Below are 18,000 nucleotides of genomic sequence, written 5' to 3' on the forward strand. Positions count from 1 at the left end.
GACGCGTGCGCAAAGTGGCGATGGTAATGGCGGTGCTGGCCCTGGCCGGTTGTGACAACGATGCCGAGCGAGTGCACAAGCAGGTCGCCGAGCATCTGCAGAACCCCAAGACGGCCAAGTTCGCCAACGTGCGCTTCAACAAGCAGGGCGATATCTGTGGCCAGTTCCGCGGCAAGGACGACACCGGTACCTTCCTGCCGTATCGCAGTTATGTGGCGATCAAGGAAGGCACGGACTACCGCATCATCATTGACGAAACCGGCAACGACCTGCGTATTCGTGAAATCTGCGGCGGCGCCGACCTTCAGCGCCGCGCCGATGCCCTGGTCGCCGAACCTGCTCCACAAGGCTGGGACGTGGAAATCATTCAGGGCCCGAACATGGGTGCGCTCAGCGACATGACCGCGCGCCTGATCGAGAAGGGCATTCCTTCCTCGGTGGTCTACCGCGACGGCAAGCCAGTGGTGCTGTTGGGACCTTTCGCAGACAAGGCCGAGGCTGAAGCCAGCAAAAACGATGTCATGGCGCGCCTGGGTACCGACTCGGTGGTCATCCAGCACGACGCTCCTCGCTGAATCACTATTGCGGCGCTCTGCGACCGGTACTTGCGCGTTTGTCGGGCTATGCTCTGGAAGAGGGGTTCCATCGACGAATGCAGCAACGGTGAGGAGGGGGCCATGTCCACGCTGGAGCGAGCCATTACGGTTGCAGCCCGGGCCCATGAAGGGCATTGGGATAAAGGGGGCGCTGCATACATCCTGCATCCATTGCGGGTGATGCTGCGGGTATCGACCACTGAACAGCGGATCGTCGCGGTGCTGCACGAAGTCCTGCAGGAGTCGCCCATGACCCTGTCGGACCTTGCTCGCGAGGGGTTCGCCCTGAAGATCCTCGCGGCGGTCCAGGCCCTTAGCCAGCGTAGCGACGAAAGCTATGAAGATTTCGTCGTCAGGGTTGGCTCCGATCCGCTGGCGCGGACGGTAAAGCTGGCGGACCTGGCCGACGAGAGCGATGCCTCGCGGATTGCCATCCCTGGCCCCGCCGACATCGCTCGTTTGCAGCGTTACCAGCAGGCCAGCGCCTACCTGCAGGCGCTGAACTGAGTTTCAGCCGCAGGCCTTGAGGTTCACCGGGCCGACGAACTCGTTGCCGCGGCCCATCACGCAGGCCACGCGCTGGTTGCGCTGAAGCTCCCAGGCCTGGGCGGGGTAGGTCTTGTTCCAGGCTTCATACAACTGCCGGTCCTGCTTGGACAGGCGCAGGTTGTACTGCTTGCTCATGTAGAAATAAGTACGCGCGATCATGCCGCGAATGGACGGTCGCGGCATGACCTTTTTCGCCTTGAAATCGACCTGGGTCAGGCATGAGCCATATTGCCCGGGCTGCTCCGGCAGCCAGCCGAAGCTGAAGTTGCTGCGATCCCCATTCACCTCGCCGATGCTCGGCACCAGGTTGTGCAGGTCGGCCTCGGCGCGCTGATAGACCGTATCGTTGCGTGAGCAATTCTTGCGTCCGCCATCCTGCCAGCACTGGCGCTGATGGCCGATCTGCCAGGCCGGAACGATATGTTCCCATTCAATGCGTGATGCCCGGTTGGCGTTCTTGCGCGGTACATAACCACAGCCGGCCAGGTCGACTTTGTTGCCGGTGTACTTGCAGCCGCAATAGAACTCGGTGGACTGCGGCGCATACAGGCGCCAGGCGACTTTCTTGGCTTCGGTAAAGGTGCGTGGTGCGTCGGCTTGGGCGCTGATACTGAACAACAGGCAGGTAGCTGCCAATACAGTGAATCTCATCCGGGTCAGTCTTCCTTCGGCACAGTCCAGAACAACTGCACACCGCCGTCATCACGGTGGGCGAGGGTAACGTTGTCGTTCTCGGCAATTTCTTCGAGCAGGGTTTCCCAGTCGGAGGTCGATTCATGTTCGAGGCGGAAGATCAGTGCGGCCCTGGCGCGCTGCGCGGTAGGTGCGTTGATGATTTTCTGGATCCGGACGCCCAGTTGCTCATAGCTGCTGACAGACATGGATGCTGAGGATGAGGTGGCCACGAAAGTGTTTCCCTTGTTTTTGCTGTATGCGCATACAGTATTTTACTGTAAGGCATTTCGCAACAGATCGTCAGTTAAAGAGCGCATGTGACCGCGCCGCGCCATGTTTGCTGCGCAGTGGTGAAAATAAATTCAAGAGGGTTTTCGAGGGTCGGCTGTTCTTCGCGGAACGGGCCTTCGGATGGCTTCTTTGCGGGGTTGGAATTCGGCTTCAGTTTCGGAAAGCCGAACGCTTGTAACAAATTGTTCGGTTTTCCGACCGGGTTGAGCGACAATTCCGAAACTCTCGTGCCTGCCTCACGCGTTTCGGCGAATTTGACAAGGCCACATTGCATTCGCATAGTTGGCTATCGCAAACGTTTGCTATCTCATAAAAATCACAACTTATCGCAGCCGGTGTGCAGACCGGCGGAACTGAAAGCATGGCAACCATTAAAGATGTAGCGGCGCTGGCCGGCATTTCCTACACCACCGTGTCCCACGTGCTGAACAAGACCCGGCCGGTCAGCGAGCCTGTTCGACTGAAGGTCGAAGCGGCGATCGCCGAGCTCGATTACGTGCCCAGCGCCGTGGCGCGCTCACTCAAGGCCCGGAGCACGGCCACCATCGGCCTGCTGGTGCCCAATAGCGTCAACCCGTATTTTGCCGAGCTTGCCCGTGGCATTGAGGATGCCTGCGAGCGTAACGGTTACTGCGTGATCCTCTGCAATTCCGATGACAACCCGCAAAAGCAGCGCAGCTACCTGCGCGTCTTGCTGGAAAAACGCGTCGACGGTCTGGTCGTCGCTTCAGTGGGCGAGGAGCGTGACTTGCTCGACAGCCTGGCCTCTGTGCGCACGCCAATGGTGATCGTTGACCGCGCGCTGGACGGCGTGGATGCAGACCTGGTGCGAGTCGATCATGAGCAGGGCGCTTACCTGGCGACCCGTCACCTGCTTGATCTGGGGCATGTGGATATTGCCTGCATCAACGGTCCGGCCAATACCAGCGTCGCCAAATTGCGCCTTGCGGGTTTTCGTCGAGCCCTGCGGGAGGCGGGTGTAGGGCTGCGTGAGGGGCGGGTGCTGGACGGTGACTTCACCAGCCTTGGCGGGTATGAGGCTGCGGCCCAATTGCTGAGTCGGGACCGGCCTACTGCCATTTTCGCGGCTAACGACTTGATGGGTATAGGTGTGCTGCGAGCAGCCGCGGAGCGCAGCATCAGTGTCCCCGGTGAGCTGTCGGTGATTGGATTCGACGATATCCAGATGTGCCCGTACGTGTATCCGGCACTGACCACTGTCGGACAGTCCATTCGCGAGCTGGGGGAAATGGCTGCGGCGTTACTGCTGCGGCGTATTGTCGGGTCGGGTTCTGCGGCATTGGAGCAGCGCATCATTGCGCCGAAAATCGTTCTGCGCGAGTCGACCGGGCCGAGTCCGGACTTGTTCAGTGGTTGAGGGCTTGTCATGCACGCGAAGGTCGTAGTGGTCGGAAGTCTCAACATGGATCTGGTCACGCGTGCGGAGCGCCTGCCGCGAGCGGGCGAGACGCTGGCGGGGGAGTCGTTCGAGACGGTGCCGGGCGGCAAGGGCGCCAATCAGGCGGTAGCGGCGGCGCGGCTGGGCGCGTCGGTGGCGATGGTCGGTTGTGTTGGCGACGATGCCTATGGCCAGCAGTTGCGCGGTGCGTTGCTAGCGGAGGGCATTGACTGTCTGGCGGTGGAGGTGGCGGCCGGTGTGTCCAGTGGTGTTGCCCTGATCATGGTGGATGCGGCTAGCCAGAACACAATTGTCGTTATCGCAGGGGGCAATGGTCGGCTGCTGCCGGCGTCGGTCCAGCGTTTCGAGGCTTTATTACGCGACGCTGAGGTGATTGTTTGCCAGATGGAGGTCCCGCCGCAGACGGTTGAGTATGTGCTGGGGCGTGGGCGGGCATTGGGGAAGACGGTGATTCTCAACCCGGCTCCGGTCAAAGGCCCTTTGCCGGTGGAGTGGTTCGCCACTATCGACTACCTGATTCCGAATGAAAGCGAGGCGTCGGCGTTGACCGGCTTGCCGGTGGACGACTTGCCGTCGGCACAAGCGGCGGCCGATCACCTTATCGCGCTCGGCGCGGGCAAGGTCATCATCACTCTTGGCGCGCAGGGTGCGCTGCTCGTCAGCGGGGAGGGCAGTGAGCATTTTCCCGCCCCGGTCGTGGCGGCGGTGGATACCACCGCGGCGGGGGATACCTTCGTTGGTGGTTTTGCCGCGGCATTGGCGCAGGGGCGGAGCGAGCGCGAGGCGATTGTCTTCGGTCAGCGGGCCGCAGCGATTTCTGTCACTCGTCCCGGCGCGCAGCCGTCGATTCCTTCGCTGGCTGAGGTCGGGAATTTGTAACCTGGGTTACGGATGCCCGGCAGCGGTGTCATGCCGGTAGCGTTCGAATACTTGGTCGACGAACCCGCGGGCGGCGTCGCTGCCCATTTCCTTGACCAGCAGGTCGAGTGCAATGAGGGTCAATTCTTCCGCTGTGCCCGGGCTGTAGGCGCTCTGGCCTTCGGGCCATTTCACCTTGATGTCGGCATCGATGCTGTGGCTGGTCATGGAGTTCTCGAAACGGCCCGTACTGTTGAGGGGGGAAACGCTGGGCCACTGGCGTTTCGGCAAGGTATGGTCGCAAGCCTTCAGTTAATCATGTCCGCTCGCGCGCGGCTCTGCGACTTAGGCATAACGATGGCGGCGTGGCAAACTAACGGTATTTTCGCTGGCAGGAAAGCACTATGCAGATCGACCTGAACGACCCGAACCAGTTCACTCTGGAGCAGGTGCGCCAATTGATCGCCAGTGGCAACGGCGCGATCCACAATCAACTGCGGGTCGATCGTGCGGGGCATGCCTGGCTCTCCAATGTGGTGGGTGGCGCGCAACTTGATGGTCTGCTGTTTCGCCTGGAAACCTGGTCAGCCGGATCGGGTTGCGTAGGGAGTATGGCTGCGGAGGATGAGCGTTGGGTTCGGCAGGTATTCAAGGTGCTGCAGGACAACTGGCCTAAGGCCTCAACCGACTACATCGACCTGTACTGAGAGTCGTCGTGGCGCAAAATCCGGACACTATTGGCATTTCCCCTTCAAGAACGAGTCAGGCAGACTGACCCGCTTTGCAACAACTGGCATCAAGTGCTGTCGGATCTGGCAGCATTCCCGTATCCCTAAGGAGGATTCATGTTCCCCATGCGTGCATCATTGGTGAGCCTGCTGGCTGCCGTCATTCTGGTCGGTTGCAGCAGTGGTGGCACTGCGTCGAAAGCGCCTGAAGTTGCTGCTGCACCTAATCTGGACGGTCGTTGTGAGGCCAGTGGCGCAGCATTTGCCGTGGGCAAGCCGGCTTCTGCCGAACTGCTGGAGCAGGCGCGCAAAGCGAGCGGCGCGCAGTTGGCCCGCGTGCTCAAGCCGGACGATGCCGTGACGCTTGAGTACCGCTCCGAGCGCTTGAACCTTCATGCTGATGAAAAAGGGGTGATTGCTCGCGTCAATTGCGGCTGATCCCGAATTGCGGACACAAAAAACCCGTCGCAAGCGACGGGTTTTTCAATTCGGCAGAGTTATTACTCTGGGCGAACCTGTGCAGCCTGCATGCCCTTCTGGCCTTTTTCGGCTACGAAGGATACGGTCTGACCTTCTTTCAGCGACTTGAAGCCGTCGCTTTCGATGGCCTTGAAGTGTACGAACAAGTCGTCGCCGCCACCTTGTGGAGTGATGAAGCCGAAGCCTTTTTCATCGTTGAACCATTTGACAGTGCCGGTTTGGCGATTGGACATGGGTGTATCTCCAGGAATCTTGATTTTTTTCAGTAGTGCGGTGTCGCCGAGAGCCACAGGGTGCACCCCGACATCATAGTCTAATTCTCAGCGTGTGGTGACTTTTAGCTTCAGCTAATGCTGATCTGGCGCAAATATTTGAAAGAATCGGCCTCATTACTTCGACGCGCATGCCGTTTTCACGGCGTTTTGGGCGCGGCTGACCAATTGAGCGTCCACGCCAGTCTTGCTGTCCAGTTGCTGGATTTCCTCGGTGGTAAAGTTCTTCTCGATGGCATTTGCGCCACATTTGCAGTGCTTATCCGCCTCGTCGGCTTTAACTCCCTGCCCTGTGGCGACTTGTACACATTGGTCCATGTACTCGCCTTTTTTGCCTGCGGGCCACGGACCGGCATTGGCCCCCACAGGTAGCATCATGGCTCCGGCGGCAGCCAGGGCCAGAAGAGTCTGAAATCGCATAACCAGGCACTCCTTGGTAATCGGGTCTCATGAAGAGTAGGTCGCTTCAGTCACTCTGAGCGGAAAAAATCCGCAGGAGTTCACTCCAGGGGGCTTTTTCCAAATATTTCCGCTTGTTGGCTGTCCAGTCCGTCGTCTGCGCCGATGCTTGTGCTAGCATGCCGGGCGCGGGATAGCTGAACGCTTGCCCCGCATTTATTTCTGTTCCAGTCACTCTGGTTCGTTCCCCTGGCAGGCATCCGACTTCTGCCACTGTGAGGCAGGCTTTCCGTCAGGAAAGACAGGGGCGAATCGCGTACTGGCTCATCCCAACCCACGTGACCTTTGGTAGGGGTCACCACTAGGAGAGGAGGCGCCATGCCCGTAATTACTCTTCCCGATGGCAGTCAACGTACGTTCGACAAGGCGGTTACCGTCGCTGAGGTCGCCGCATCCATTGGTGCCGGTCTGGCCAAGGCTACTGTGGCCGGCAAGGTCGACGGCAAGCTGGTCGACGCGTGCGACCTGATCGAACACGATGCCCGTCTGCAAATCATTACGCCCAAGGACGAAGAGGGGCTGGAAATCATTCGCCACTCGTGCGCCCACCTGGTCGGCCATGCGGTCAAGCAGTTGTACCCGACGGCAAAAATGGTGATCGGTCCGGTCATCGACGAAGGCTTCTATTACGACATTGCCTACGAGCGTCCTTTCACGCCTGAAGATATGGCGGCGATCGAACAGCGTATGCAGCAGTTGATCGACACCGACTACGACGTCATCAAGAAGGTCACCCCGCGTGCCGAGGTGATCGAAGTGTTCAAGGCTCGCGGCGAAGACTACAAGCTGCGCCTGGTCGAGGACATGCCGAATGAACAGGCCATGGGCCTGTACTACCACGAAGAATACGTCGACATGTGCCGTGGCCCGCACGTGCCGAATACCCGTTTCCTCAAGTCGTTCAAGCTGACCAAGCTGTCTGGCGCCTACTGGCGCGGTGATGCCAAGAACGAACAGCTGCAGCGCGTCTATGGCACTGCCTGGGCGGACAAGAAGCAGCTGGCGGCGTACATCCAGCGTATTGAAGAAGCCGAAAAGCGCGATCACCGCAAGATCGGCAAGCGCCTCGGCTTGTTCCATCTCCAGGAAGAAGCGCCGGGCATGGTGTTCTGGCACCCGAACGGCTGGACCCTGTACCAGGTTCTGGAGCAGTACATGCGCCAGATCCAGCGTGAAAACGGCTACCTGGAGATCAAGACGCCGCAAGTGGTTGATCGCAGCCTGTGGGAAAAGTCCGGTCACTGGGCCAACTACGCCGACAACATGTTCACCACTCAGTCGGAAAACCGTGATTACGCGGTCAAGCCGATGAACTGCCCGTGCCACGTGCAGGTGTTCAACCAGGGGCTGAAAAGCTACCGTGAGCTGCCGCTGCGCCTGGCCGAATTCGGTGCTTGCCACCGTAACGAGCCCTCGGGTGCACTGCACGGCATTATGCGTGTGCGTGGCTTTACCCAGGATGACGCGCATATTTTCTGCACCGAAGAGCAGATGCAGACCGAATCGGCAGCATTCATCAAGCTGACGATGGACGTCTACTCCGACTTCGGCTTCCAGGATATCCAGCTCAAGCTGTCCACTCGTCCGGAAAAACGTGTTGGCTCCGACGAGCTGTGGGATCGTGCCGAGGCTGCGCTGGCCGCTGCGCTGGACAATGCTGGTCTGCCGTTTGATCTGCAGCCGGGCGAAGGTGCTTTCTACGGTCCGAAGATCGAATTCTCGCTCAAGGACTGCCTGGGTCGTGTCTGGCAGTGCGGTACGCTGCAACTGGACTTCAACCTGCCGATCCGTCTGGGCGCGGAGTACGTTTCCGAAGACAACGGTCGCAAACATCCAGTCATGCTGCACCGCGCCATTCTCGGTTCGTTCGAGCGCTTCGTCGGTATTCTCATCGAGCACTATGAAGGTGCATTCCCGGCTTGGCTCGCGCCAACCCAGGCGGTGATCATGAACATCACCGACAAGCAGGCCGAATTCGCTCAAAAAGTGGAAAAAACCCTCACTGAAAGCGGATTCCGTGCCAAGTCTGACTTGAGAAATGAGAAGATCGGCTTTAAAATCCGCGAGCATACCTTGCTCAAGGTTCCCTATCTCTTGGTTATCGGAGATCGGGAAGTCGAAACGCAAACTGTCGCTGTGCGTACCCGTGAAGGTGCTGACCTGGGCTCGATGCCCGTCGCACAGTTCGCGGACTTGCTTGCGCAAGCGGTTTCCCGGCGTGGTCGCCAAGATTCGGAGTAATTACTATTAAGCGTGAAATGAGACAGGATAAACGAACTGCACCGAAGGCCCCGATCAACGAGAATATCTCGGCACGCGAGGTTCGGTTAATTGGTGCTGACGGCGAGCAGATTGGCATCGTCTCGATTGATGAAGCGCTTCGTATCGCTGAAGAAGCGAAGCTGGATCTGGTAGAAATTTCTGCAGACGCGGTACCGCCCGTCTGCAAGGTCATGGACTACGGCAAGCACCTCTTCGAGAAGAAGAAGCAAGCCAACGAGGCCAAGAAAAACCAGAAGCAGATCCAGATTAAAGAAATCAAGTTTCGTCCAGGGACGGAAGAAGGGGATTACCAGGTAAAACTACGCAACCTGGTACGTTTCCTTAGTGATGGGGACAAGGCCAAGATTTCCTTGAGATTTCGTGGTCGTGAGATGGCTCACCAGGAGCTGGGCATGGAACTGTTGAAGCGGGTCGAGGTTGACCTTGCCGAATACGGTACCGTTGAGCAGCATCCGAAGATGGAAGGACGCCAACTTATGATGGTCATCGCCCCCAAGAAAAAGAAATAACCACCAGGGCACGGCAGGCCTTGCGGTTATGTTTATCCACTGAATGCGGAGTATCCGAACATGCCAAAAATGAAAACCAAAAGCGGTGCCGCGAAGCGTTTCCTGAAAACTGCTTCCGGCTTCAAGCACAAGCACGCTTTCAAGAGCCACATCCTGACCAAAATGTCGACCAAGCGTAAACGTCAACTGCGTGGTAGCAGCTTGCTGCACCCGTCGGACGTTGCAAAAGTCGAGCGCATGCTGCGCGTACGTTAATTTCGGTCAAAGATAGAGGAAGTTACTCATGGCTCGTGTAAAGCGTGGCGTCATCGCTCGTAAGCGTCACAAGAAAATTCTGAAACTGGCTAAAGGTTACTACGGTGCACGCTCGCGCGTATTCCGTGTTGCCAAGCAAGCGGTCATCAAGGCAGGCCAATACGCCTACCGCGACCGTCGTCAGAAAAAACGTCAGTTCCGCGCTCTGTGGATCGCCCGTATCAACGCTGGTGCTCGTATCAACGGTCTGTCCTACAGCCGTCTGATCGCCGGTCTGAAAAAGGCGTCCATCGAGATCGACCGTAAGGTTCTGGCTGATCTGGCAGTGAACGAAAAAGCGGCGTTTGCTGCGATTGTCGAGAAAGCTAAAGCCGTTCTGGCTTAAGTACCCACGACAATCATTCGCCGCTGAATCCGGCGGCGAATGTTAAACGTCATAAATAGGGGAAGAGCCTGTAAGCTCTTCCCCTATTTCGTATCTGGAGTCTGTACATGGAAAACCTGGATGCGCTGGTCTCTCAAGCCCTGGAGGCTGTGGAGCGCGCCGAAGACATCAATGCCCTGGAGCAGATCCGGGTTCAATTCCTTGGCAAGAAAGGCGAGCTGACCCAGGTGATGAAGACCCTGGGCAACCTGCCTGCTGAAGAGCGTCCGAAAGTCGGCGCCCTGATCAACGATGCCAAGGAACGCGTTACCGAAGTGCTCAATGCGCGCAAGACCGCCTTCGAAGAGGCCGAGCTCAGCGCTCGCCTGGCGGCTGAGTGCATTGACGTGACCTTGCCGGGCCGTGGCCAGACCTCCGGTGGTTTGCACCCGATCACCCGTACCCTCGAGCGCATCGAGCAGTTCTTCACCCATATCGGCTACGGCATCGCCGAAGGCCCTGAGGTCGAAGACGACTATCACAACTTCGAGGCGCTCAACATTCCCGGCCATCACCCGGCGCGGGCAATGCATGACACCTTCTATTTCAATGCGAACATGCTGCTGCGTACCCACACCTCGCCGGTGCAGGTGCGGACGATGGAGTCCTCGCAGCCACCTATTCGTATCGTCTGCCCGGGCCGCGTCTATCGTTGCGACTCGGACCTGACTCACTCGCCGATGTTCCACCAGGTCGAAGGCCTGCTGGTCGATCGCGACATCAATTTCGCCGATCTCAAAGGCACCATCGAAGAGTTCCTGCGGGTGTTCTTCGAAAAAGAACTGGCGGTACGTTTCCGTCCTTCGTTCTTCCCCTTCACCGAGCCTTCGGCTGAAGTCGATATCCAGTGCGTGATGTGCAGTGGCAAAGGCTGCCGCGTCTGCAAGCAGACGGGCTGGCTGGAAGTCATGGGTTGCGGCATGGTTCACCCGAACGTGCTGCGCATGTCTGGCATCGACCCCGAAGAGTTCTCGGGCTTCGCCTTCGGCATGGGCGCCGAGCGCCTGGCCATGCTGCGTTACGGCGTCAACGATTTGCGCCTGTTCTTCGACAACGACTTGCGGTTCCTTGCGCAATTTCGCTAGGTCGCGCACCCGTAACGAATCTTTCAGGAGAGCAGGATGAAATTCAGTGAAAAATGGCTGCGCGGTTGGGTCAACCCGCAGGTTTCCCGTGACGAGCTGGTAGCTCGCCTGTCGATGGCTGGACTTGAGGTCGACAGCGTGACTCCGGCCGCTGGCCAATTCAGCGGTATCGTGGTGGGCGAGGTGCTGAGCACCGAGCAGCACCCGGATGCCGACAAGCTGCGCGTTTGCCAGGTGAGCAACGGCAGTGAAACCTTCCAGGTCGTGTGCGGCGCGCCAAACGTGCGCCCAGGCCTGAAAATCCCGTTCGCCATGATCGGTGCCGAACTGCCTGGCGACTTCAAGATCAAGAAGGCCAAGCTGCGCGGCGTCGAGTCCAACGGCATGCTGTGCTCGGCCTCCGAACTGCAGATCAGCGACGACAATGACGGTCTGCTGGAACTGGCGGCTGACGCTCCGGTTGGTCAGGACATTCGTGAATACCTGGACCTGGATGACGCCAGCATCGAGGTCGACCTGACCCCGAACCGCGGCGATTGTCTTTCCCTGGCGGGTCTGGCACGTGAAGTTGGCGCGCTGTATGCCGCTCCGGTCACTCGTCCGGTCGTTCCTGTTGTGGCGGCGGTCCATGATGAAGTCCGTCCGGTCGAGGTACTGGCGCCAGCCGCTTGCCCGCGTTACCTGGGGCGAGTGATTCGCAACGTCGACCTGTCGCGTCCGACCCCGCTGTGGATGGTTGAGCGCCTGCGTCGCGCCGACGTTCGCAGCATCGACGCTGCTGTCGACATCACCAACTACGTGATGCTCGAGCTGGGTCAGCCGCTGCACGCCTTCGATCTCGCCGAAATCAACGGCGGCATTCGCGTGCGCATGGCTGAAGAGGGCGAGAAGCTGGTTCTGCTGGATGGTCAGGAAGTCACCTTGCGTGCCGACACCCTGGTCATCGCAGACCACAGCCGTGCCCTGGCCATCGCAGGTGTGATGGGTGGCGAGCACAGCGGCGTGTCCGCTACAACGCGTGACATTTTCCTGGAAAGTGCGTTCTTCGAGCCGATTTCGGTTGCTGGCAAGGCTCGTTCCTACGGTCTGCACACCGATGCCTCGCACCGTTACGAGCGCGGCGTTGACTCGCAACTGGCTCGCGAAGCCATGGAGCGTGCGACTGGCCTGCTGCTTGAAATCGTCGGTGGTGAAGCCGGCCCGGTCATCGAGGCACTGAGCGAACAGCACCTGCCGCAGATCGCGCCGATCACTCTGCGTGCCGAGCGCGTGACCCAGATGCTGGGCATGGAAATGCCTGATGCTGAAGTTGAGCAACTGCTCAACGCGCTGGGCCTGAAAACCACCGCCGGAGAAGGGCAGTGGCAGGTCGAAGTGCCAAGTCACCGCTTTGATATCAGCCTGGAAGTCGATCTGATCGAAGAGCTGGGTCGTCTGTACGGTTACAACCGCCTGCCGGTTCGTTACCCGCAAGCGCGTCTTGCTCCGCAGGCTCGCGCGGAGTCTCGCAGCGAGCTGCCGATCTTGCGCCGTCTGTTGGTTGCCCGTGGCTATCAAGAAGCGATCACCTATAGCTTCATCGATCCGAAACTGTTCGAACTGTTCAGCCCTGGCGTCGAGCCGCTGCTGCTGGCCAACCCGATCTCCAACGACATGGCGGCCATGCGTGCTTCCTTGTGGCCGGGTCTGGTCAAGGCGCTGCAGCACAACCTGAACCGCCAGCAGGATCGCGTGCGTCTGTTCGAGAGCGGTCTGCGTTTCGTTGGTCAGCTCGACGGTCTGCAACAGCAGCCGATGCTGGCAGGTGTGGTGTGCGGTAGTCGCCTGCCGGAAGGTTGGGCAAATGGTCGCGACGGCATCGATTTCTTCGACGTGAAAGCGGATGTGGTAGCGCTGCTGAGCTCGTCGGGTTCGCTGGGTGACTTCACCTTCGTTGCCGGCAAGCATCCTGCGCTGCATCCTGGCCAGACCGCACGCATCGAGCGCAATGGTCATGAAGTGGGTTCTCTGGGTGCGCTGCATCCTGAGCTGGTCAAGACCCTTGGCCTGGACCGTACTGTCTACGTCTTCGAGCTGGTGCTGGATGAAGTAGTGGAAGGGCGCCTGCCGAAATTCCACGAACTGTCCAAGTTCCCGGAAGTGCGTCGTGACCTGGCCCTGGTGGCTGGTCGTGATGTGGCGTCGAATGCCGTCCTGGAAGTTATCCGTGATAACGCAGGCGAGTGGCTCACGGACCTCAGGCTGTTTGATGTCTATCAGGGTAAAGGTATTGATCCTGATAGAAAAAGCCTGGCCGTCGGCTTGACCTGGCAGCATCCATCGCGCACTCTTAACGACGATGAGGTGAATGCCACTACCCAGAATATCCTCACCTCGCTCGAACAAAGGTTGAACACCACGTTAAGGAAATAGCGGATGGGTGCTCTGACGAAAGCTGAGATGGCAGAACGGCTGTACGAGGAGCTGGGCCTGAACAAGCGAGAGGCCAAGGAATTGGTCGAGCTGTTCTTTGAGGAAATCAGGCACGCTCTTGAAGACAACGAGCAGGTCAAATTGTCCGGTTTCGGCAATTTCGACCTGCGCGACAAGCGCCAGCGTCCGGGACGCAACCCGAAAACGGGTGAAGAAATCCCGATCACTGCACGTCGCGTCGTCACCTTTCGTCCAGGGCAGAAACTGAAGGCCCGGGTTGAGGCTTATGCTGGAACCAAGCCATAACGACGAACTCCCGCCTATCCCGGGAAAACGCTACTTCACCATTGGTGAAGTGAGTGAGCTTTGTGCGGTAAAACCGCACGTGCTGCGTTACTGGGAGCAGGAGTTTCCTCAGCTCAACCCGGTCAAGCGCCGTGGAAACCGTCGCTATTATCAGCGCCAGGATGTGCTGATGATCCGTCAGATCCGCGCCTTGCTGTACGACCAGGGCTTCACCATCGGCGGTGCGCGTTTGCGGCTGTCCAGTGATGAGGCCAAGGACGACACCACCCAGTACAAACAACTGATCCGGCAGATGATTGCCGAGCTGGAAGATGTACTGGTGGTTCTGAAGAAGTAATCCTGAGTTGAATGCGGAAGGTGTTGTGAAAAATAATCCTTCCAAAATTCAAAAGCTTAAGGTAGATTCTTCAACGTTCTCAGCAATATCGAGAGCATCGTCGGGGCGTAGCGCAGCCCGGTAGCGCACTTGCATGGGGTGCAAGGGGTCGAGTGTTCGAATCACTCCGTCCCGACCAAAATACCTCAATAAAAAGGCCAGTTCTTATCGAACTGGCCTTTTTGTTTTCAGAGACTTTGTGAGCCTGAGCCGTTTCAGCGTTAGCCAAGAACCCTGACGAACTCTCCGACGACCTTGTAGCTCGACAGCAGATCATCCTTCAACTCGATTGTTTCGAACGTCGTGTCGTAGGACCTTGGGATCAGCAAGATCCTGGTGTGGCGCCAGCCACTTTCATCCTCTGCCTTGACGCTCTGGTACTCCTTGACGGTGTAGTGAGCGCCACCGGCTTCATCTTGCTGCTCCACCAGGACGATCTTGCCATTGCGGCTTCCGCCACTCTCCAGGCGAAACAGGCAGGTGGCTCCGTCCGCAATGATGGTGTTCATGGACTCGCCAACGACCGTGCAGGCGAAATAGCTGTCGTCTAGCCCGGGTTCTTCAACAACCTCAATCCATTTCTCTGGCTCGGCCTCTTGAGCCTCGCTGAAACCTCCAGCGGCGGCGTGCAGATTGTATAAAGGCACGGCGTTTACATAAGGAACCAGCGTCTCTGGTTTCTTGACCCGTTGGATCGGCTGGTGGGCCGGGACATGTTGTTCCAGGTAGTCGCGCAGGTCCTTGTTGCATGCGTAAACGAACGTGCCCCTGATGCCGCGGAGCATGATGGTTTTATAGATATTGAGGATGTATTTCTTCAGCGCGGCAGGGTGCTTGATGCCGTTCTTTCCGTTCTTGTCGAAGTACTGTTTCGCATCGATGGTGATTTCGCCGCGTTCTTTGTCGAAGCCGATCTCGTTTCCGAAAATGATTGCTGCGTAGTTCAGGTCATAGCCTTGGGTCGTGTGGATGCAACCCACCTCCATTTCGGAGTTCTTGGCGTTGATCCAGTCGGTATTTTTGCTATTCCAGCGCAACTGGATGCCTTCGATTTCGATATCGAACGCGTTGCTGTCTTTCTTCGACGCCCACGGCCAGGAGTAGCCAGCGATCAGTCGGGAGAGACCGAACTGACGGTTTCTGTCCTGGGTAACCCGGATCATCTCGGCGATGCTATCGAACAAGACCAGTTCGTAGTTCTTCGGAGAGAACAGGTTCCCCGCTGGCAGATCGACGTTCAGCAGGCCATTCAGAAACGTTACATATGGGTTCCCCGCGCGAACGCGGAACTGCGATACCAGTTTCTGAACTTGCGTCGTGCCAAGCGCTTTCAACTGGGCGAAGTCTTCAGCGTTGGCATCCGACGGTTTGACTGACTGGCTTTCGTCGTAGAAGAAGATGGCTTTGCCGGCTTGCTTGCAAACCCAGTCCACTTCGCTGCAGGTGTGCTTATCGAATCCCAGTGCTTCGGACGCTTTGTCGAATGCACCGAAGTACGAACCCAGATTGACCCGTTTGCGCAGGCGGTGGGACTCATCCACAAGGACAATGTCGTAGGCCTGATTGGCCAGCTCAGACGGGCCAATGACCATCTTGGGATCAAGGCCGGCAACGTTCTTGAAGGCTTTCTTCAAGGTCTGTCTGAACGACGCCATGGGTACGACCAGCGCCATTTTCGGCTTTCCAAAGCGCAGCTTCAGACGCACTAGCAGATCACGTAATTCGGCCTCTTCAGCATCGAAATCATGAAGATTCAGCCTGTCGACATCGGATTGAAGCAGCTTGAACAGGAAAATCGCCAGGATGGATTTTCCGGTTCCCGCGCCGCCTTGAATAATCAGGGTCCTGGTGTTTTCATCCAGCAGGGCATGAAGAATGCCGAGCAGCCCTTGGCGTTGATCGGACGAAAGTGATTTGTAGGGCGAGTACTTGAACAAGTCCGAGTTGTCGATGGACTCCAGGGAGTGTTGCACCAGGCCGTCGCCACGCAGCTTGTTCCAGGTCTCCTTGAAGATCTCGGTGTACAGCTCGTTTCGCTGGTAGTAGTTGTGATCCACCAGACCCAGGTTGCTGTTGAGCAGCGAGTACTTACCGTCTGCGGCGATGTATTTGATCAGCGTGGATTCAATGTCGAGGGTCGCCGACTTGTTGAAACGGTCACTGCTGATCAGATGAACCGAGCGAAGCAGGTTCTTCTCGTCGTGCTTCAGGTGAGCATTCATCCGCGTGAGCGTATCGGTGGTTTCACCGATATACGCCTGCTTTCTGGCTTCGTCGCTGAGGATGTAGACCAGCGGCCAGTAGCCGGCCGCGTAAGCGTTGCCGCGGATGTCCTGGTCCAGGGCTTTTCGAGAGAAGGTATAGCGGTTTACTTCAACAAGGTGTTTTGTACTCATAGCTCCGTGTACTTCTTGGCAGTTCCTTTGGCCTTGCTTACTGGGTACTTGCTGTCATTCAGTTTGATCTTGTCCAGGATGATCTGCTGCACGTCCAGGTCATAGGCGTCTGCCAGCAGCAAGGCGTAGGCAAACACATCGGCCAGCTCTTCCTTGACCTTCTCGACGTTCGCTTCTTCAGCGGACTTCCACAGGAAAACCTCCAGCAACTCGCTCGACTCGATGCTCAAGGCCAGCGCCAGGTCCTTGGGGTTGTGGAATTTCTTCCAGTCCCGTGCATCACGGAACTCCCGCAGTTTTTTCAGTGCCTCTTCCATAATTCAGTCTTGCCGAGAGAGAAATGCGGCCATGATTGCTCACGAAACACAGCGAAACAAGGCTATGGGAAACGCTCGCCAGGATAATCCCGAGTTGACGCGTAGGCTTTTATGAATGAGCCTGTCTCCCGAATCACCCGTTTGCGCACCTTCAGCTTGCCCTCCTGTAATTTAGATAATATGTTAATAAAAAAATAACCCACCGGAGGCACCATGTTCCTGCCATCGAGCGAGCAGATTGGATTCGAACGCTGGTGCCACTCCTTGCGTAGCATCTGCGGCAATTTCAGTACCCTGCCTTCCAGTCTCACCCGTCACTTCATCGGCGAAATCCACAGCCAGACCATTGGCGCACTGGATACTGCGCACATTCGCACCAATGCCCGGTTGATCAGCCGCGAGCTGATCGGCGTCGACAGCGATGACAGTCATTGCTTCCTCATCTACCAACGCAGCGGCCGCCAGCGGATCCGCCAGGCCGGTATGGAAGTGGAACTGGGCCCGGAGGACATCGCGCTGGTGGACTCGGCGCGGTTGTTCGAGATCGAGCCGCTGGGGCTGGTGGAGAATGTCTCGGTACATCTCTCCCGGGATATCGTCACTCGCCAGTTCAAGGGCGATAACCTCTTCGGAAAACTCTCACGAAATAATGTCTCCAGTCGCATGGTGCGCTCGCTGGTGCAGTCGATCGGCATGCTCGGCGACGGCGCCGCCAATGGCGAGGATGGCCAGGCGATCCAGAGTGCGCTGGTGAGTCTGGTGTTGCCGGCGATGTCGGGCCAGGCAGAAGGGCAGGAGCATCTGCTGCAGAGCAATAGCCTGTTTTCCACCGCGCTGAGACTGGTGGATGAGTCGCTGCAGGATATCGACCTCGGGCCGGCCTATCTTGCCGATCAGTTGCACACCTCGGTGCGCAGCCTTTACCGGTTGTTCGAAGAGCACGGTGAAAGTGTGTCGCGCTATATCCTTCGCACGCGCTTGAGCAAAGTGGCCCATGACCTGTGCAGTCATCCCTTGCGCAGCCAGTCGATTACGCAGATCGCCTTCAAGTGGGGCTTTGTCGATGTGGCCCATTTCAGCCGGGCGTTCAAGCGTCAGTTCGATGTTTCGCCCCGCGATTACCGGGCCCATGCCTTTCAGGAGTGAGCCCGTCGTTACTGGCAGAAAATGCCAACTGGATTGGCGGTCACAGTCAAGCGCAGCCCTCCCGCAAAACTTCTAATACTCCTACATAGCGCAAGCTCTGCTATTGCGTGACCCGCGGGGGCGGCCTGCCTCGCGGGTTCATAAAAACAATAATGCGTCGCTG

General features: G+C 58.0%; 23 protein-coding genes and 1 tRNA gene. 16 read left to right on the top strand and 8 right to left on the bottom strand.

Translation table 11 applies throughout. The annotated features are described in order from the left end of the window. The first annotated feature begins 5 nt into the window (after nt 1–5). Both HWV67_RS14225 and HWV67_RS14230 read left to right on the top strand, forming a co-directional pair. Nucleotides 6–575: an SPOR domain-containing protein gene (locus tag HWV67_RS14225; protein WP_175651676.1), complete on the top strand. Its 570-nt coding sequence runs from the start codon at nt 6–8 to the stop codon at nt 573–575. A 102-nt stretch (nt 576–677) separates the two neighbouring features. Next, nucleotides 678–1,103: a GTP pyrophosphokinase gene (locus HWV67_RS14230; RefSeq protein WP_095159222.1), complete on the top strand. Its 426-nt coding sequence runs from the start codon at nt 678–680 to the stop codon at nt 1,101–1,103. Nucleotides 1,104–1,106: 3 nt separating this feature from the next. On the opposite strand, the gene HWV67_RS14235 is transcribed toward HWV67_RS14230, so the two are convergent. The 3 genes from HWV67_RS14235 to HWV67_RS14245 form a co-directional block, all read right to left on the bottom strand. Beyond that, nucleotides 1,107–1,796 (bottom strand): endonuclease, encoded by a 690-nt coding sequence (locus tag HWV67_RS14235; RefSeq protein ID WP_175651677.1) that lies wholly within the window; start codon nt 1,794–1,796, stop codon nt 1,107–1,109. A 5-nt stretch (nt 1,797–1,801) separates the two neighbouring features. Continuing rightward, the gene (locus tag HWV67_RS14240; protein WP_095159224.1) at nt 1,802–2,026 is read right to left on the bottom strand and encodes a DUF1654 domain-containing protein; all 225 of its coding nucleotides are present in this window, start codon (nt 2,024–2,026) and stop codon (nt 1,802–1,804) included. A gap of 98 nt (nt 2,027–2,124) precedes the next feature. Continuing rightward, nucleotides 2,125–2,325 carry a hypothetical protein gene (locus HWV67_RS14245; RefSeq protein ID WP_175651678.1) on the bottom strand — a complete coding sequence of 67 codons (201 nt, stop codon included), beginning with the start codon at nt 2,323–2,325 and terminating at the stop codon, nt 2,125–2,127. Between the two features lie 147 nt (nt 2,326–2,472). On the opposite strand from HWV67_RS14245, the gene HWV67_RS14250 reads away from it, so the two are divergent. Then, the gene (locus HWV67_RS14250; protein WP_175651679.1) at nt 2,473–3,489 is read left to right on the top strand and encodes a LacI family DNA-binding transcriptional regulator; all 1,017 of its coding nucleotides are present in this window, start codon (nt 2,473–2,475) and stop codon (nt 3,487–3,489) included. 9 nt (nt 3,490–3,498) lie between these two features. Next, a complete protein-coding gene (gene rbsK, locus HWV67_RS14255) occupies nt 3,499–4,410 on the top strand; it encodes a ribokinase (protein ID WP_175651680.1) in 912 nt (303 codons plus the stop codon). A gap of 6 nt (nt 4,411–4,416) precedes the next feature. Here the strand turns inward: rbsK and HWV67_RS14260 are convergent, their stop codons facing one another. Continuing rightward, on the bottom strand, nt 4,417–4,617 hold the full coding sequence (locus HWV67_RS14260) for a hypothetical protein (RefSeq protein WP_095159227.1): 201 nt from the start codon (nt 4,615–4,617) through the stop codon (nt 4,417–4,419). A gap of 176 nt (nt 4,618–4,793) precedes the next feature. On the opposite strand from HWV67_RS14260, the gene HWV67_RS14265 reads away from it, so the two are divergent. Then, the gene (locus HWV67_RS14265) at nt 4,794–5,096 is read left to right on the top strand and encodes a hypothetical protein (RefSeq protein ID WP_175651681.1); all 303 of its coding nucleotides are present in this window, start codon (nt 4,794–4,796) and stop codon (nt 5,094–5,096) included. A 138-nt stretch (nt 5,097–5,234) separates the two neighbouring features. Continuing rightward, the gene (locus HWV67_RS14270; RefSeq protein WP_110970814.1) at nt 5,235–5,555 is read left to right on the top strand and encodes an I78 family peptidase inhibitor; all 321 of its coding nucleotides are present in this window, start codon (nt 5,235–5,237) and stop codon (nt 5,553–5,555) included. Between the two features lie 62 nt (nt 5,556–5,617). Here HWV67_RS14270 and HWV67_RS14275 read toward each other — a convergent pair whose 3' ends face one another. After that, nucleotides 5,618–5,830 (bottom strand): cold-shock protein, encoded by a 213-nt coding sequence (locus tag HWV67_RS14275; RefSeq protein ID WP_003179963.1) that lies wholly within the window; start codon nt 5,828–5,830, stop codon nt 5,618–5,620. A gap of 156 nt (nt 5,831–5,986) precedes the next feature. Continuing rightward, a complete protein-coding gene (locus tag HWV67_RS14280) occupies nt 5,987–6,289 on the bottom strand; it encodes a hypothetical protein (RefSeq protein ID WP_175651682.1) in 303 nt (100 codons plus the stop codon). 357 nt (nt 6,290–6,646) lie between these two features. Here HWV67_RS14280 and thrS point away from each other — a divergent pair, with 357 nt between their 5' ends. From thrS to HWV67_RS14325, 9 genes are all read left to right on the top strand, one after another. Next, complete coding sequence (gene thrS / locus HWV67_RS14285) at nt 6,647–8,569, top strand: threonine--tRNA ligase (protein WP_110970816.1); 1,923 nt, start codon at nt 6,647–6,649, stop codon at nt 8,567–8,569. Continuing rightward, on the top strand, nt 8,569–9,120 hold the full coding sequence (gene infC / locus HWV67_RS14290) for a translation initiation factor IF-3 (RefSeq protein ID WP_175651949.1): 552 nt from the start codon (nt 8,569–8,571) through the stop codon (nt 9,118–9,120). The genes thrS and infC overlap by 1 nt, the downstream gene beginning before the upstream one ends. Nucleotides 9,121–9,180: 60 nt before the next feature. Further along, complete coding sequence (rpmI, locus tag HWV67_RS14295; protein ID WP_009394045.1) at nt 9,181–9,375, top strand: 50S ribosomal protein L35; 195 nt, start codon at nt 9,181–9,183, stop codon at nt 9,373–9,375. Nucleotides 9,376–9,403: 28 nt separating this feature from the next. After that, nucleotides 9,404–9,760 carry a 50S ribosomal protein L20 gene (rplT, locus tag HWV67_RS14300; RefSeq protein ID WP_095159233.1) on the top strand — a complete coding sequence of 119 codons (357 nt, stop codon included), beginning with the start codon at nt 9,404–9,406 and terminating at the stop codon, nt 9,758–9,760. A gap of 107 nt (nt 9,761–9,867) precedes the next feature. Beyond that, the gene (pheS, locus tag HWV67_RS14305) at nt 9,868–10,884 is read left to right on the top strand and encodes a phenylalanine--tRNA ligase subunit alpha (protein ID WP_095159234.1); all 1,017 of its coding nucleotides are present in this window, start codon (nt 9,868–9,870) and stop codon (nt 10,882–10,884) included. 36 nt (nt 10,885–10,920) lie between these two features. Continuing rightward, nucleotides 10,921–13,296: a phenylalanine--tRNA ligase subunit beta gene (pheT, locus tag HWV67_RS14310; protein ID WP_175651683.1), complete on the top strand. Its 2,376-nt coding sequence runs from the start codon at nt 10,921–10,923 to the stop codon at nt 13,294–13,296. A gap of 3 nt (nt 13,297–13,299) precedes the next feature. After that, nucleotides 13,300–13,602: an integration host factor subunit alpha gene (ihfA, locus tag HWV67_RS14315; protein WP_009394049.1), complete on the top strand. Its 303-nt coding sequence runs from the start codon at nt 13,300–13,302 to the stop codon at nt 13,600–13,602. Continuing rightward, nucleotides 13,583–13,939, top strand: coding sequence for a MerR family transcriptional regulator (locus tag HWV67_RS14320; protein WP_043213594.1), 357 nt, complete (start codon nt 13,583–13,585; stop codon nt 13,937–13,939). Before ihfA ends, HWV67_RS14320 begins: the two co-directional genes overlap by 20 nt. A 101-nt stretch (nt 13,940–14,040) precedes the next feature. Next, a tRNA-Pro gene (locus HWV67_RS14325) sits at nt 14,041–14,117 on the top strand. Between the two features lie 82 nt (nt 14,118–14,199). Here the strand turns inward: HWV67_RS14325 and HWV67_RS14330 are convergent. Together HWV67_RS14330 and HWV67_RS14335 are read right to left on the bottom strand one after the other, a co-directional pair. Further along, nucleotides 14,200–16,374: a DNA/RNA helicase domain-containing protein gene (locus HWV67_RS14330; protein ID WP_175651684.1), complete on the bottom strand. Its 2,175-nt coding sequence runs from the start codon at nt 16,372–16,374 to the stop codon at nt 14,200–14,202. After that, nucleotides 16,371–16,691, bottom strand: a complete 321-nt coding sequence (locus HWV67_RS14335; RefSeq protein WP_175651685.1) for a nucleotide pyrophosphohydrolase — start codon at nt 16,689–16,691, stop codon at nt 16,371–16,373. The genes HWV67_RS14330 and HWV67_RS14335 overlap by 4 nt, the downstream gene beginning before the upstream one ends. Nucleotides 16,692–16,904: 213 nt before the next feature. Here HWV67_RS14335 and feaR point away from each other — a divergent pair, with 213 nt between their 5' ends. Then, nucleotides 16,905–17,837: a transcriptional regulator FeaR gene (gene feaR, locus HWV67_RS14340; protein ID WP_095159238.1), complete on the top strand. Its 933-nt coding sequence runs from the start codon at nt 16,905–16,907 to the stop codon at nt 17,835–17,837. The last annotated feature ends 163 nt before the right edge of the window (nt 17,838–18,000 follow it).

It is taken from the genome of Pseudomonas sp. Marseille-P9899 (assembly GCF_903166565.1).
GTDB classification, from domain to species: domain Bacteria; phylum Pseudomonadota; class Gammaproteobacteria; order Pseudomonadales; family Pseudomonadaceae; genus Aquipseudomonas; species Aquipseudomonas huaxiensis.